A 14,285-nucleotide genomic window follows, 5' to 3' on the forward strand; every position below is an offset into this window, starting at 1 on the left:
GGGTGGTGGGAGTGGAGCCTTGAGGAACGACTGGGCACCGTTACCGACCACGTCGGGCCTGCGGAGGCGTAGCGTCGGTGGTCTGGGGACCGTTCAGGTTCCCCAATAGATGGGTTACTGCCATGTCGGACAAATCGCCCCGCAACACGATGACCAAGAAATCCGGCAAATCTCTCAAGGACAAGCGCGCGGACAAGCGGGCCAAGTCCAGCGGTGACACCAGCAACGACATCATCACCTCGGCCGTCAAGAAGAAGTAGGCACTCGCGGTCGACGCGACCGGGCCCCCCCGCTCGCGTCGACCACGGCTGTATCCTTGGTTGTGAGCTGGGTTACAGCAATGTGGACAGGTCACGGAGGAAGAGTCGAATGGCAAGCCGATCGAACAGTGGCGGCAACCCCTGGGTCGCAGTGCGACCCGGCGAGGACGTCGCTGTGCTCGCGCGCCAAATGTCCAGTGCCCACCAGTCTTTCGTCGACGACATCCGTACTCACGGTTCGACCGTCAGGTCGGTCGTCCTCGACTCGTGGATGCGCAGCCGCACCAAGGGTGTCGATCCCGACGGCGGTAACGAGACGCCGACTCTGACCGGGCCCGATCTCGAGCGCTACCGCAACGGTCATCCGATGGCCATCATCCGCCCGGTCATTCGCAAGTTGCTGGTCGAGGACGCGTCCGATACCGGATTGCTCGTCGCTATCTCGGATGCGGAGGGCCGCTTGCTCTGGGTCGAGGGTGACTCGGGGGCGAAGGACCGCGCACTCTCCATGGACTTCGCCGAGGGGGTCGACTGGAGCGAGGAGAGCAAAGGTACCAATGCTCCCGGTACCGCGCTCGCGGTCGATCACAGTGTGCAGATCTTTGCGTCCGAGCATTTCTCTCGGTCGGTGCACGAGTGGAGTTGCTCGGCGGCCCCCGTTCACCACCCCACCAGTGGTCACATTCTGGGAGCCATCGATATCACCGGCGGTCCACGAGTGGCGGTCCCCGAGGTGTTGTCGTTGGTGCGCGCGACTGTCGCCGCGGCCGAATCCGAGTTGCGCCTGCATTTGATGAACTCGCCGAAATCTCTGGGCGACACGGCTCCTCGACTCGAGGTTCTCGGATCGGGACGGCCGGGAGTGGTTCGTGGATCCGGTCGGATACCCCTGTCTCAGCGACACGCGGAGATTCTGCTGCTACTGGGCGAGCATCCCGAGGGGCTCAGCTCGGACCACCTCGCAGTGCTTCTCGACGAGCAGGAGCTCGACTCCGTCACGATCCGCGCCGAGATGTCGAGACTGCGCAAGACCTTCGGTACGGCAGGACTGGCTTCGCGGCCCTACCGCCTGGTCGGCGAATTGACCTCCGATGTCGGCGATATCCGACGCGCCCTGGACCGCGGCGACGTCGACGCTGCTCTGCGTATCTACTCCGGCCCGGTACTCCCCGGGTCTTCCGCTCCCGGCATCGAAGACATTCGCGAGGAATTGCGGTCTCGAATGCAGGCTGCACTGCTCCGGCTCGGAGATCCGGTGCTGTTGGCGCAATGGACATCGTCCATTCACGGCCGCTCGGACATCACTGCCTGGGAGGCCTACCGGGCCACGCTGAGCAGGGATTCCGCGCTCTACGGTCAGGTCAGTGCGCGCATCGATCTGCTCGATCGTGATCTCGGAATGTGACTGCAGACCTCGTCGTCGGTACGTCGAGCCGAAGCAGCAACGTAGTTGCAACGTTGCACCCCCTAGTGTCCTGAATCACACACCGCATCAACTGTGAAGCACGTGTCGATCAGGAGGATTTTCAATGTCCGTCTACGCCCGTCCAGGTACCGCCGATTCCGTCATGTCGTTCCAGTCGCGCTACGACAACTGGATCGGCGGAGAATGGGTACCGCCTGTCAAGGGCCAGTACTTCGAGAACCCGACTCCCGTCACCGGTGAGAACTTCTGCGAGGTCGCCCGCTCCACGTCCGAGGACATCGAGCTCGCGCTCGACGCCGCCCACGCCGCCGCCCCCGCGTGGGGCAAGACGTCCGCAGCCGAGCGCGCCGTGATCCTCAACAAGATCGCCGATCGCATCGCCGACAACCTCGAGTCCATCGCGCTGGCTGAGTCCTGGGACAACGGCAAGCCGATCCGCGAGACCCTCAACGCCGATATCCCCCTCGCCATCGATCACTTCCGCTACTTCGCCGGCTGCATCCGCGCGCAGGAGGGCTCGCTGTCCGAAATCGACAGTGACACAGTCGCTTACCACTTCCACGAGCCGCTGGGCGTAGTCGGGCAGATCATTCCGTGGAACTTCCCGATCCTCATGGCCGTGTGGAAGCTCGCTCCCGCACTCGCTGCAGGTAACGCTGTGGTGCTCAAGCCAGCCGAGCAGACACCCGCGTCGATCCTGCACCTGATCTCGATCATCGGTGACCTGCTGCCCGCAGGCGTGCTGAACATCGTCAACGGATTCGGCGTCGAAGCAGGCAAGCCTCTGGCATCGAGCCCGCGCATCGCCAAGATCGCGTTCACCGGCGAGACCACGACCGGCCGCCTGATCATGCAGTACGCATCGCAGAACCTCATCCCGGTGACGCTGGAACTCGGTGGCAAGAGCCCCAACGTGTTCTTCTCCGACGTGTTGCAGGCCAACGACGACTACCAGGACAAGGCTCTCGAAGGCTTCACGATGTTCGCCCTCAACCAGGGTGAAGTGTGCACCTGCCCGTCGCGTTCGCTGATCCAGGCGGACATCTTCGACGAGTTCCTCGCGTTGGCCGCCATCCGGACCAAGGCTGTGCGACAGGGAGATCCGCTCGATACCGAGACCATGATCGGCGCTCAGGCATCGAACGATCAGCTCGAGAAGATCCTCTCGTACATCGAGATCGGTAAGGGCGAAGGCGCACAGGTCGTCACCGGCGGCGAGCGCGCACAACTGGGCGGCGACCTCAACGGCGGCTACTACGTGCAGCCGACGATCTTCACCGGCAAGAACAACATGCGTATCTTCCAGGAAGAGATCTTCGGACCGGTCGTGTCGGTGACGTCGTTCACCGATTACGACGATGCGATCTCCCAGGCGAACGACACGTTGTACGGCCTCGGTGCCGGAGTGTGGTCGCGCGACGGCGGCATCGCCTACCGTGCGGGTCGTGATATTCAGGCCGGTCGCGTGTGGACGAACACGTACCACCAGTACCCGGCGCATGCAGCGTTCGGTGGCTACAAGCAGTCCGGCATCGGCCGCGAGAACCACAAGATGATGCTCGATCACTACCAGCAGACCAAGAACCTGCTCGTGAGCTACGCGCAGAAGGCACAGGGCTTCTTCTGATGGTCGATGCTCGGCCGCCTGCGCGGCTGAAGACGACCGCCGAGGCGATGGATCTACTCCGTCGCCTCGGCGGTATCCACGGCGAGCTGATGATGCATCAGTCCGGTGGATGCTGCGACGGGTCGTCGCCGATGTGTTATCCCGCAGGCGATTTCATCGTCGGTGACCGCGACGTACTCCTCGGCTACATCGACCTCCGGCTCGGAGTAGGCGAGATCCCACAGGATCTGCCGACCGGAATCGACGGTGTACCGGTGTGGATTTCGGGATCGCAGTTCCAGGCATGGAAGCACACCCAGTTGGTGCTCGACGTAGTGCCCGGCCGCGGCGGCGGGTTCTCGCTCGAATCACCCGAGGGAGTGCGCTTCCTCAGTCGCGGGCGGGCGTACACGGCCGAGGAGAACGAAATCCTCGCCGAGCATCCACCGCTCGTCGGCGTCGACTGGGAAGAAGGTCGACGACCTGAGGTTCCGGACGACCCGTTGGTGGTTGCCGAGGCAGTCGACGCATGTCCGGTCCCCGGGATGCTGCAGGGCTGAGTGCGGCTCTGCGGCATACAGTGCCAAAGATGAAGAGCACAAAGAAGTCCGACGCGTCCGACGGCGGCGAGAGCCTGCGTACCGTGGTCATTGCCTTCGTCGCCAATCTCGGCGTCGCGATCGCGAAGACATTCGCCGCTGTGCTCACCGGGTCGGCGTCGATGGTGGCCGAAGCTGCGCACTCGTGGGCCGATACCGGTAACGAGATCTTCCTGCTCGTGGCCAATCGTCGGGGGTCGCGCGGGCCCGACGATCAGCGGCCGCTGGGGTACGGACGCGAGACGTACTTCTGGTCGACGCTGGCGGCGATCGGGCTCTTCGTCGCCGGTGCGGCCGTGTCGGTGTGGCATGGCATCACCTCCTTGCTCGCCGGTGAATCGAGCAGTGAGAACTACCTCGTCGCCTATGTGGTTCTTGCCCTCGCCTTCGTGCTCGAAGGAGTGTCCTTTCTGCAATCGGTTCGGCAGATTCGCGCCGAGGCAGCCGAATACGACAAGGACTTTCTCGACTACGCCCTCGAGACCTCGGACCCGACGCTGCGCGCGGTATTCGCGGAGGACAGTGCCGCATTGGTCGGCATCGTGATTGCCGGCGCTGGAATCGGGCTGCACCAGCTGACCGGATCGGCCGCCTTCGATGCCATCGGGTCCATTCTGGTGGGCGTCCTGCTCGGAATCGTCGCGTTCGTGTTGATCGATCGAAACCGCCGATTTCTCACCGGTGAACCGGGATCGAGAGCATTATGGAATGCGGTGGTGCAGCGAATCGAGCAACTCCCCGAGGTGGCCTCGGTCCGGTTCGTACGCATCGAGTTCGTCGGTCCCAAACAGATCTATGTGGTGGCGAGTGTCGATCTCGTCGGTGATTTCGCAGAATCACGCATCGCACACACGCTCCGTCGGTTGGAGCGTGAGTTGGAAACCAACAGAGCTGTGGTGGACGCAGTACTGACAGTCGCCGAACCGGACGAGGGAGACATCGGCGACGTCAACGCCGTGGAGCACCTGCCGTAATTCGCCCGTCATTCATCGATGACGCGGCGCTTACATCACAGGTCTACCTTGAAACGATTCGCGCGCCACACATGTTGTGAATCTTCCCCTCGGGCGTGACCGTCGCTCCGAGTGCAATGGCTACGAGAGGCTTGCAATGTCCGTAGTAGAACCCCCGTCTTCGAATCCGAAGTCCGGCTCGCCGGACAGCGCCCAGTCGCACGTCGAGGGCGATGACTACCTGGCCAAGCGGACCCTGAAGAAGGGAACCGCAGGCTGGGTACTGCTGGCCGGCCTCGGAGTCAGCTACGTCATCTCCGGCGACTACTCCGGCTGGAACCTCGGTCTCGCCGAGGGTGGTTTCGGTGGGCTGCTCATCGCCGCGATCATCATTGCGGGTATGTACCTGGCGATGGTTCTCGGCATGGCCGAGATGTCGTCGGCGCTGCCCGCTGCCGGCGGCGGCTACACCTTCGCCCGCCGGGCAATCGGACCGTGGGGTGGGTTTGCCACCGGCACAGCAATTCTCATCGAGTACGCCATCGCTCCAGCGGCAATTGCGACGTTCATCGGTGCCTACGTCGAATCGCTCGGGCTGTTCGGCATCACCGACGGGTGGTGGGTCTACCTGGTGGTCTACGCAGTGTTCATCGGTATCCACCTCTCCGGCGCAGGCGAAGCGCTCAAGATCATGTTCGTCATCACCGGTATCGCCTTGGTCGGGCTCGTCGTGTTCGCCATCGCCGCCATCGGCCAGTTCGACGCGAGCAATCTGACCGACATCGCACCTACCGACGCGGCCGGGGCCTCGGGATTCCTGCCGTTCGGCTACCTCGGTATCTGGGCCGCCGTGCCGTTCGCCATCTGGTTCTTCCTGGCAATCGAAGGCGTGCCGCTGGCCGCGGAAGAGGCCAAGGATCCGACCAAGAACGTCCCGCGCGGAATCATCGCCGCCATGGGTGTTCTGCTCGTCACCGGTGCCGTCGTGCTGTTCCTGGTCACCGGTGCGGGCGGTGCCGACGCCGTCAAGGAGTCGGGAAACCCGTTGGTGGAAGCCCTCGGTGACGGAACGGCGAGCAAGATCGTCAACTACATCGGCCTGGCCGGATTGGTCGCATCCTTCTTCTCGATCATGTATGCGTACTCGCGTCAGCTCTTCGCGCTCTCCCGTGCTGGATACCTGCCGAAGACGCTGTCCATCACCAACTCTCGCAAGGCTCCGACACTCGCACTGATCGTTCCTGGCGTCATCGGTTTTCTGCTCTCTCTGACCGGCCAAGGCGGAATGCTGCTCAACATGGCCGTGTTCGGTGCGGCACTGAGCTACGTTCTGATGATGGTCAGCCACATCGTGCTGCGTCGCCGTGAGCCGAACATGGAACGCCCGTACCGCACTCCAGGCGGCGTCGTGACCACCGGATTCGCATTGGTCATCGCCGCGCTCGCCGTCGTCGCCACCTTCGTCGTCGATTCCACTGCGGCACTGTGGTGCCTGGCCGTGTTCGTGGCCTTCATGGTCTACTTCGGTCTCTACAGCAGGCATCACCTCGTTGCGAATTCGCCCGACGAAGAGTTCGCCGCGCTGGCCCAGGCAGAGGCCGAGCTGGAATGACGATCTACACCCAGCAGGTCTCGGGCACCACCTACACGTTCGACGGTCTGGTGGACCTGATGGCCAAGGCGACACCGCTTCGATCGGGTGACGAATTGGCCGGCTGCGCGGCCGAATCCGATGCCGAGCGAGCCGCGGCCCAGTGGGCGCTCTCGGAGGTCTCGCTCGATGTGTTCCTGCACGATCTGCTCGTGCCGTACGAGAGTGATGAGGTCACTCGGCTCATCATCGATTCTCACGACCGCATCGCTTTCGGAGCGATCTCGCACCTGACGGTAGGAGGTTTGCGGGATTGGCTGCTGCAGGTCACAGCCGGGCCCGACGCCGCAGCGACGCTGCGTTCGGTTGCCGCCGGACTGACTCCGGAGATGGTCGCTGCGGTCAGCAAGATCATGCGCAATCAGGATCTGATCGCGGTGTCTCGGGCGGTGCAGGTGACGTCGGCGTTCCGCACCACGGTGGGACTGCCCGGAACCCTCACCACTCGGCTGCAACCGAACCATCCGACCGACGATCCCCGCGGAATAGCGGCGGCCACGCTGGACGGATTGCTCCTCGGGTCCGGTGATGCGGTGATCGGGATCAATCCCGCGACCGACTCGCCCCAGGCCACTGCCGACCTACTGCATCTGCTCGACGAGATCAGGCAGCGTTTCGAGATCCCGACGCAGTCGTGTGTGCTCTCGCACGTGACGACGACGATGGAACTGATCGACAAAGGCGTGCCGGTCGATCTGGTGTTCCAGTCCATCGCGGGCACCGAAGGGGCCAATTCGAGCTTCGGAGTGAATATTCCGCTGCTTCGGCAGGCCAACGAAGCCGGCCGGTCCTTGCACCGCGGAACCGTCGGAAACAACGTCATGTACCTCGAAACAGGTCAGGGTTCGGCGTTGTCGGCGGGCGCGCACATCGGTACCGGCGATCGTCCCGTCGATCAGCAGACTCTCGAGACACGCGCGTACGCGGTAGCCCGCGATCTCGAGCCGCTCTTGATCAACACCGTCGTCGGGTTCATCGGGCCGGAGTACCTGTACGACGGCAAGCAGATCATCAGGGCAGGCCTCGAAGATCACTTCTGCGGCAAGCTGCTGGGGCTGCCGATGGGCGTGGACGTGTGCTACACCAACCACGCAGAGGCCGATCAGGACGATATGGATACGTTGCTGACGCTGCTCGGTGCGGCCGGGGTCGCGTTCGTCATCGCGGTGCCGGGTGCCGATGACGTCATGCTCGGATACCAATCTCTGAGCTTCCACGATGTGCTCTACGTTCGGCAGGTACTCGGTCTGCGTCCCGCACCGGAGTTCGAGTCGTGGCTCTCGCGACTGGGAATGGTGGACGCCGACGGCCGGGTCCTCGACGTCGATGCCGCGGGATCACCATTGCGAGCGTTGATGAGTGCGCGATGACCGAACCAGTGAAACAACCGGAACAGGTAGGAGTGGAGCCTGCGGAAGACCCGGGAAGCATGAGTTCTGGGGTGAGTTGCGGGCCAGCACCCAGGCTCGGATCGGGTTGGGGCGCATCGGCGATTCGTTGCCGACCACTCGGGTGCTCGAGTTTCGCTCGGCTCACGCTGCGGCGCGGGATGCGGTGCACATGCCGCTCGATGTCGAGGAGTTCGTGGATCGGGTGGACCAGGTGGGGCTCGGTGCGCCGTCGTTGGTGACGTCGCTCGCGACGAGTCGGGCAGAGTATCTGCGACGGCCGGACCTGGGTCGGCAGCCGAAGGATCTATCGGCGATCGCGCTCTCCGAGGACGAGATAGGCATCGTGTTGAGCGACGGGTTGTCTCCGCGCGCTTTGGCCGATCACGGGGTGCCGATGCTGGAGGCGTTGAAAGCAGAACTGGCCGATCGGTATTCGATTGCGGCTCCGGTGATCGCGACCGAGGCGCGGGTGGCGTTGGGCGATCACATCGCCGCGGCGATGGGTGTGCGGACGGTGTTGGTTCTGATAGGGGAGCGCCCCGGTCTGTCGGTCGCCGACAGTCTCGGCATCTATCTCACCCATCTGCCCAAGCCCGGCCGTACGGATGCCGATCGCAACTGCATCTCGAATATCCATCCGCCCGAGGGACAGGGTTATGCGCAGTCGGCGCGAATTGTGGCGGGTCTGTTGGCCGGTGCGAGGAAGCTGGGCCGGTCCGGAGTGGCACTGAAAGATACGTCTCGAGCCGATGTGCTCGAGGCAGCCGAGGCCCTCACTCTGGAGTGATGTCCCCCTATTCGGGGGTGGCTGCACGTGACCGGCGTCACTACCGTGGGGGATGGACAGTTACTCCTCCGGCGCGTCGGACACAGCGGTTCTGGACGACACGATCGGCACGAATCTGGATCGAACCGCGGCGAGATACTCCGATCGTGACGCGTTGATCGATGTCACCTCCGGGCGGCGGTGGACCTACTCGGAATTCGTGGCCGACGTCGATCTGCTGGCGGCCGGACTGCTGGTGGCCGGTGTCGCAGTGGGCGACCGCGTCGGGATGTGGGCGCCGAACTGTCCCGAATGGGTTCTGGCGCAGTACGCGACGGCGAAGATCGGCGCGGTGCTGGTCAACATCAATCCTGCGTACCGCTCACACGAATTGCAATTCGTGCTGAAGCAGGCCGGGGTCTCGGTGTTGTTGGCGGCCGAGGATTTCAAGGGTTCGGACTACGCCGCGATGATCGAGGAAGCTCGACCGGAGGTACCGTCCCTGCGTGAGGTTCTGCTGATCGGGAGTATCCAGTGGGAGGCGATGACCGATCGCGGACACAGAGCATTGGCGAAGACTCCGCGGATGATCGCGGACGTATCGGAGCGACTCGGTGCAGATGATGCAATCAATATCCAATACACTTCGGGTACAACGGGTTTCCCCAAGGGTGCCACGCTCAGTCATCGCAATATTCTGAACAACGGATTTTTCGTCGGCGAGCTCTGCCACTACACCGCCGAGGACCGCGTGTGTATTCCGGTGCCGTTCTATCACTGCTTCGGCATGGTGATGGGCAATCTCGCGTGCACCTCGCACGGTGCGGCGATGGTGATTCCGGGCCCCTCGTTCGATCCGGTCGCGACGTTGACGGCGGTCGCATCCGAGAAGTGCACGTCGCTCTACGGCGTCCCGACGATGTTCATCGCCGAGCTGGCTCTCGAGAACTTCGGAGATTTCGAGCTCGGCAGTCTGCGTACCGGCATCATGGCCGGGTCGCCGTGTCCCACCGAGGTGATGAAGCAGGTGATCGAGCGGATGGGGATGGCGGAGGTGTCGATCTGCTACGGCATGACCGAGACCTCGCCGGTGTCGCTGCAGACCCGGAGCGACGACTCCATCGAACAGCGGGTGTCCACCGTCGGACGTGTCGGCCCGCATCTCGAAGTCAAGATCGTCGACCCGGTTCTGGGCCACGCAGTGCCGCGCGGAGACGCGGGCGAGCTGTGCACCCGCGGCTATTCGGTGATGCTGGGATATTGGGAACAGCCGGAGAAGACGGCGGAAGCCATCGACGACGAGCGGTGGATGCACACCGGCGACATCGGGGTGATGGATCAGGACGGCTACGTGGCGATCACCGGACGGATCAAGGACATGGTGATTCGCGGCGGCGAGAACGTGTATCCGCGTGAAGTGGAGGAGTTCCTCTATACCCACCCCGACATCCTCGACGCGCAGGTGATCGGTGTGCCCGATGCGAAGTACGGTGAGGAGCTCATGGTGTGGATCAGGATGAGAGACGGTGCTGCGCCGCTCGATTCGGTTGCCGTGCGCGCGTTCTGCGATGGACGGCTCGCGCACTACAAGATCCCGCGGTACGTACACGTGGTCGACGAGTTCCCGATGACGGTGACCGGCAAGGTACGCAAGGTCGAGATGCGAGAACGCTCGCTGGGATTGATCTGAGAACGGCCGTCGGGCTGACATACTCGCTTCCATGATCAGTGCGCTGTGGACGCCGACGGATGCCGATGTCGCCGAAGCCAGGGTGACCGAGTTCGCGCGGTTCGTCGAGCAACGTCACGACGTGACGCTGCCGGACTACGCGAGTTTGTGGCGGTGGTCGATCGGCGAGCTGGAATCGTTCTGGCGGGCGGTGTGGGACTTCTTCGAGATTCGCTCGGCCACCGAGCCGACGACCGTGCTCGAAGAGCGCGGTATGCCCGGTGCACGGTGGTTTCCGGGCACAGAGCTGAACTACGTGGACCAGGTGATCCGACACGCTCGATCCGATCGCCCGGCGATCGTCCATGCTCGTGAGGACGGTTCGACGCGGATCGTGACGTGGGACGACATGATCGATCAGGCCGGCGCTTTGGCAGGGACGCTCGCCGACAATGGAGTCCGGCGCGGCGATCGCGTCGTCGGGTATCTGCCGAACATTCCCGAGGCGGTGATCGCATTTCTCGCGACTGCGAGCCTGGGTGCAGTGTGGTCTGCGTGCGGGCAGGACTACTCGGCATCGGCTGCCCTCGACCGTCTGGGACAGCTCGAACCGGTGGCACTGATCACCGCCTCCGGGTACACCTACGGAGGGAAGTTCCGAGACAAGTCCGCCGATGCCGGCGTGCTCGCAGAGGGGATTCCGACGCTGCGGACCGTGGTGATGATCGGCGAACCGTCGGGAAATGCATCGAGTTGGTCCGACGCAACTGCTGATCGCCGCGAATTGACACCGGTGGCAGTGCCTTTCGATCACCCGTTGTGGGTCGTGTTCTCCTCGGGCACCACGGGGCTGCCCAAAGGAATCGTGCACGGCCACGGAGGGGTGGTGCTCGAACACCTCAAATCCATTGCGCTGCAATCCGACCTGGGGGCCGAGGATGTGTTCTTCTGGTACACCAGCCCGAGCTGGATGATGTGGAATTTCCAGATCGCCGGACTGCTGACCGGTGCCACGATCGTGTGCGCAGACGGAAACCCGGCGTTCCCGCGGCCGGATGCACTGTGGGACATCGCCGCCAGGCTGGGTGTGACCTACCTCGGTACGAGTCCCGGCTACGTGCTCGCGTGTATCAAGGCCGATACTCGTCCGGGCACCGATCATGACTTGTCGGCATTGCGAGGCATAGGTATCACCGGGTCCGCTATGCCTGCATCGTCGTCGATCTGGTTGTCGGAGAACATCGGCGCGCAGGTGCCGGTCTTCTCCATCTCGGGCGGTACCGACGTGGTGTCCGCTTTTGCCGGGGGAGCGCGGACCGCGCCGGTCTGGCCGGGGGAGCTGTCGGTGCCGTTCCTCGGCGTCGCCCTCGAGGCGTACGACGAGACCGGTGGATCGGTGCAGGGGACGGTCGGTGAACTGGTTGTCACCGAGCCGATGCCGTCGATGCCGCTGTACTTCTGGAACGACACCGATGGCACGCGATACCGGGAGGCCTACTTCGACGCCTACCCGGGAATCTGGCGTCACGGCGACTGGATCACGATGACCGATCACGGCAGTGTTCTCGTACACGGCCGCTCCGATTCGACACTCAACCGCAATGGAATTCGTATGGGGAGCGCCGATATCTACCAGGCTGTCGAATCACTGGACGAGATCACCGAAGCTCTCGTGCTCGGCATCGAGCTACCCGACGGCGGCTACTGGATGCCACTGTTCGTCGTGGTCCCGGACGGGCTGACCGACGAGCTTCGCGAACGCATCGAATCCGCCATCAGAACACAGGCGTCGCCCCGGCACGTCCCCGACGACATCATCGCCGCGCCGGCCGTACCGCACACCCGGACCGGGAAGAAGCTCGAGGTGCCGCTCAAGCGGATTTTCCAAGGTGCCGATACTGCAGGCACTCTCGATGCCAGTGCGGTCGACGATCCCCAGGCTCTCCAGTGGTTCGTCGACCGTGCGGCCGAGGATCAGCGAGTCCAGCGCGCGAGATAGGCCTTCTCCTCCGGTGCAATTCGGCGCAGGGTCTCGGCACCGACGTCGACCATCGCCATCCGGGTGGTCGCCACCACCGCAGGCGGTGAATCGGGCGCAGCACCCGCCGCCCGCACCTCGTACCCGATGGTGAAGTCGACCGCACGTACCTTCTCGAACCACAGCGTGACGTCGAGCGGGCCGTGCGAGTGCCGAAGCGGCTTCTTGTACGCGATGGCCACATTCGCGATCAGCGCACTCTTGATCAGAGACTCGTTGGCCTCGCCCTCGCTGAGCAACCACTCGATGCGCGCCTCTTCGAGGAGGGTGACCATGCGCGCGTGATTGATGTGTGCGAAGGCGTCCATGTCCGACCATCGCACTGTCACGGTTGCGTGGTATCCGACGGGACCGGTCGGCTCTGTCTGCATCGCAACAGGCTCTGTTTTCATTGCTAGAGGATGGCATGCGCGCAGGGGAGGCCAACGCTCTAGAGTCCCAGGAGTGATTATCGGCAACGTCGCACTGGATGGTTCGGGCGTACTCTTCGACATCGAACTGGCGGGCTCGGTCATCGCGTCGATCACCCCGGCCGGGCAACGACGCCGTCCCGGCGACGAGGTGCTCGACGGCGGTGGTGGGGTTGCCCTACCGGGTTCGTGGACAGTCACGTACATCTGACGCAATGGGCGGCGGCGCGGCGGCGAATCGACGTCGGGCCTGCGTCGTCGGCGGCCGATGCCGTCGCACTGGTGTACCCCTACGCGCGAACAGCAGGCGAATCGGTAGTACGCGCCAACGGCTTTCGTGACGCGCACTGGCCCGAGGAGCCGCACAAGGACCTGCTCGAAAATGCCCTGCCCGGGGCTCGCGTGGCGATGACGAGCATGGATCTGCACACGTTGTGGCTCAGTCCGGCGCTGCTCGCCGACCTGGGGATCGATCACCCCACCGGTGTCTTGCGCGACGTCGACGGACTCGAAGCGGTGATGGCGCTCGAAGCACAGGACGACCCGGCCGAACTCGATCGGGCCGTGCTCGACGCCACCGCCGCACTGGCGGTGCGCGGTGTCACCGGCGTCGTGGATTTCGAGTTCGCGGACAACCGGAGCGTCTGGGATCGACGCCTGTCGGCCGGTTCTCCTGCGGTGCGCGTCGACACGACGGTGTGGCCGCAATGGCTGGGCGAAGCACTCGATCGCGGCGAGCGCACCGGCGATGTCTCGGCACTCTCGGAACTGGTCCGGCGCGGCCCGCTCAAGGTGATGCTCGACGGTTCGCTCAACACCCGAACAGCGTGCTGCCACGATCGGTACCCGGGCATCGACGGCGACGACGCGTACGGTCTGCTGCTCGAGTCCCAGGAGGGTCTGTTCGAGCTCGTCTCTCGGGCGTCGCGCGGTGGCATCGTGCCGGCAATCCACGCCATCGGCGATCGAGCCAACGGCATCGCGCTCGATGCATTCGAGCGCGCCGGCTGCGGTGGTCGAATCGAACATGCGCAACAGGTGCTGCCCGAGGACATCGCGCGCTTCGCTGCGTTGGGCGTCGCGGCATCGGTGCAACCGCAGCACGCCATGGCCGATCGCGACATCGCCGAGGAGCTGTGGGCCGGACGGCGCTCGGTGGCCTACGGCTACGGAGCGCTGCACCGCAGCGGGGCGAGACTGCTCTTCGGTTCCGATGCTCCGGTCAGTCCGCCCGAACCATTGGCCGGAGTCGCAGCTGCGGTGTTCCGCACCGACGACGACCGACCTCCGTGGCATCCCGAGGAAGCCGTCCCGCTCGACGCGTCGCTGCGGGCCGCGAGTGGTGGTCGCGGGGCACTCCGAGTCGGGGACGCGGCGGATGTCGTGGTTCTCGTCGAGCACCCCGAGCATCGCTCGGTGAACGATCTGGCCGACACGGAGATCAGAGCAACGATCTGTGCCGGCGCGCTCACCCACGCCGCGGTATAGGGCTTCGCCCCTCGTGCGCCTTTTGCGC

At 64.2% G+C, this 14,285-nt stretch carries 13 protein-coding genes; 12 read left to right on the forward strand and 1 reads right to left on the reverse strand.

From position 1 onward, the window contains the following. The first annotated feature begins 122 nt into the window (after positions 1-122). From RHBS_RS29740 to RHBS_RS13890, 10 genes are all read left to right on the forward strand, one after another. Complete coding sequence (locus RHBS_RS29740) at positions 123-260, forward strand: hypothetical protein (protein WP_167326762.1); 138 nt, start codon at positions 123-125, stop codon at positions 258-260. A gap of 109 nt (positions 261-369) precedes the next feature. After that, the gene (locus RHBS_RS13850; protein ID WP_128645835.1) at positions 370-1,665 is read left to right on the forward strand and encodes a transcriptional regulator; all 1,296 of its coding nucleotides are present in this window, start codon (positions 370-372) and stop codon (positions 1,663-1,665) included. 124 nt (positions 1,666-1,789) lie between these two features. Continuing rightward, entirely contained in the window at positions 1,790-3,313 is a 1,524-nt protein-coding gene (locus RHBS_RS13855) for an aldehyde dehydrogenase family protein (protein ID WP_128645836.1), read from the forward strand. Next, positions 3,313-3,852, forward strand: a complete 540-nt coding sequence (locus RHBS_RS13860; protein ID WP_187298490.1) for a DUF779 domain-containing protein — start codon at positions 3,313-3,315, stop codon at positions 3,850-3,852. Before RHBS_RS13855 ends, RHBS_RS13860 begins: the two co-directional genes overlap by 1 nt. 29 nt (positions 3,853-3,881) lie before the next feature. Beyond that, entirely contained in the window at positions 3,882-4,865 is a 984-nt protein-coding gene (locus RHBS_RS13865) for a cation diffusion facilitator family transporter (RefSeq protein WP_128645837.1), read from the forward strand. 136 nt (positions 4,866-5,001) lie between these two features. After that, positions 5,002-6,456 carry an ethanolamine permease gene (eat, locus tag RHBS_RS13870; RefSeq protein WP_128645838.1) on the forward strand — a complete coding sequence of 485 codons (1,455 nt, stop codon included), beginning with the start codon at positions 5,002-5,004 and terminating at the stop codon, positions 6,454-6,456. Then, positions 6,453-7,865 (forward strand): ethanolamine ammonia-lyase subunit EutB, encoded by a 1,413-nt coding sequence (locus tag RHBS_RS13875; protein WP_128645839.1) that lies wholly within the window; start codon positions 6,453-6,455, stop codon positions 7,863-7,865. Before eat ends, RHBS_RS13875 begins: the two co-directional genes overlap by 4 nt. Positions 7,866-7,941: 76 nt before the next feature. Further along, positions 7,942-8,673 (forward strand): ethanolamine ammonia-lyase subunit EutC, encoded by a 732-nt coding sequence (gene eutC, locus RHBS_RS13880; RefSeq protein WP_237669210.1) that lies wholly within the window; start codon positions 7,942-7,944, stop codon positions 8,671-8,673. A 52-nt stretch (positions 8,674-8,725) separates the two neighbouring features. Then, positions 8,726-10,342, forward strand: coding sequence for an AMP-binding protein (locus RHBS_RS13885; RefSeq protein WP_128645841.1), 1,617 nt, complete (start codon positions 8,726-8,728; stop codon positions 10,340-10,342). Positions 10,343-10,373: 31 nt separating this feature from the next. After that, positions 10,374-12,320 carry an acetoacetate--CoA ligase gene (locus RHBS_RS13890; RefSeq protein WP_128645842.1) on the forward strand — a complete coding sequence of 649 codons (1,947 nt, stop codon included), beginning with the start codon at positions 10,374-10,376 and terminating at the stop codon, positions 12,318-12,320. On the opposite strand, the gene RHBS_RS13895 is transcribed toward RHBS_RS13890, so the two are convergent. Continuing rightward, positions 12,296-12,730, reverse strand: a complete 435-nt coding sequence (locus RHBS_RS13895) for a thioesterase family protein (protein ID WP_128645843.1) — start codon at positions 12,728-12,730, stop codon at positions 12,296-12,298. The two genes, RHBS_RS13890 and RHBS_RS13895, sit on opposite strands and share 25 nt — an antisense overlap. 73 nt (positions 12,731-12,803) lie before the next feature. Here RHBS_RS13895 and RHBS_RS30545 point away from each other — a divergent pair, with 73 nt between their 5' ends. Both RHBS_RS30545 and RHBS_RS13900 read left to right on the forward strand, forming a co-directional pair. Continuing rightward, on the forward strand, positions 12,804-12,980 hold the full coding sequence (locus tag RHBS_RS30545; protein WP_237669211.1) for a hypothetical protein: 177 nt from the start codon (positions 12,804-12,806) through the stop codon (positions 12,978-12,980). Further along, positions 12,959-14,257, forward strand: a complete 1,299-nt coding sequence (locus RHBS_RS13900) for an amidohydrolase (RefSeq protein WP_237669212.1) — start codon at positions 12,959-12,961, stop codon at positions 14,255-14,257. Before RHBS_RS30545 ends, RHBS_RS13900 begins: the two co-directional genes overlap by 22 nt. Positions 14,258-14,285 lie beyond the last annotated feature (28 nt).

Source organism: Rhodococcus sp. BS-15 (assembly GCF_000813105.1).
Taxonomy (GTDB): Bacteria; Actinomycetota; Actinomycetes; order Mycobacteriales; family Mycobacteriaceae; genus Rhodococcoides.

What these genes read in the sequence shown, in the direction of transcription:
- RHBS_RS29740 (WP_167326762.1), top strand. Translation starts at nt 123, where the DNA reads ATGTCGGACAAATCGCCCCGCAACACGATGACCAAGAAATCCGGCAAA.
- RHBS_RS13850 (WP_128645835.1), top strand. Translation starts at nt 370, where the DNA reads ATGGCAAGCCGATCGAACAGTGGCGGCAACCCCTGGGTCGCAGTGCGA.
- RHBS_RS13855 (WP_128645836.1), top strand. Translation starts at nt 1,790, where the DNA reads ATGTCCGTCTACGCCCGTCCAGGTACCGCCGATTCCGTCATGTCGTTC.
- RHBS_RS13860 (WP_187298490.1), top strand. Translation starts at nt 3,313, where the DNA reads ATGGTCGATGCTCGGCCGCCTGCGCGGCTGAAGACGACCGCCGAGGCG.
- RHBS_RS13865 (WP_128645837.1), top strand. Translation starts at nt 3,882, where the DNA reads ATGAAGAGCACAAAGAAGTCCGACGCGTCCGACGGCGGCGAGAGCCTG.
- eat (WP_128645838.1), top strand. Translation starts at nt 5,002, where the DNA reads ATGTCCGTAGTAGAACCCCCGTCTTCGAATCCGAAGTCCGGCTCGCCG.
- RHBS_RS13875 (WP_128645839.1), top strand. Translation starts at nt 6,453, where the DNA reads ATGACGATCTACACCCAGCAGGTCTCGGGCACCACCTACACGTTCGAC.
- RHBS_RS13885 (WP_128645841.1), top strand. Translation starts at nt 8,726, where the DNA reads ATGGACAGTTACTCCTCCGGCGCGTCGGACACAGCGGTTCTGGACGAC.
- RHBS_RS13890 (WP_128645842.1), top strand. Translation starts at nt 10,374, where the DNA reads ATGATCAGTGCGCTGTGGACGCCGACGGATGCCGATGTCGCCGAAGCC.
- RHBS_RS13895 (WP_128645843.1), bottom strand. Translation starts at nt 12,730, where the DNA reads ATGCAGACAGAGCCGACCGGTCCCGTCGGATACCACGCAACCGTGACA.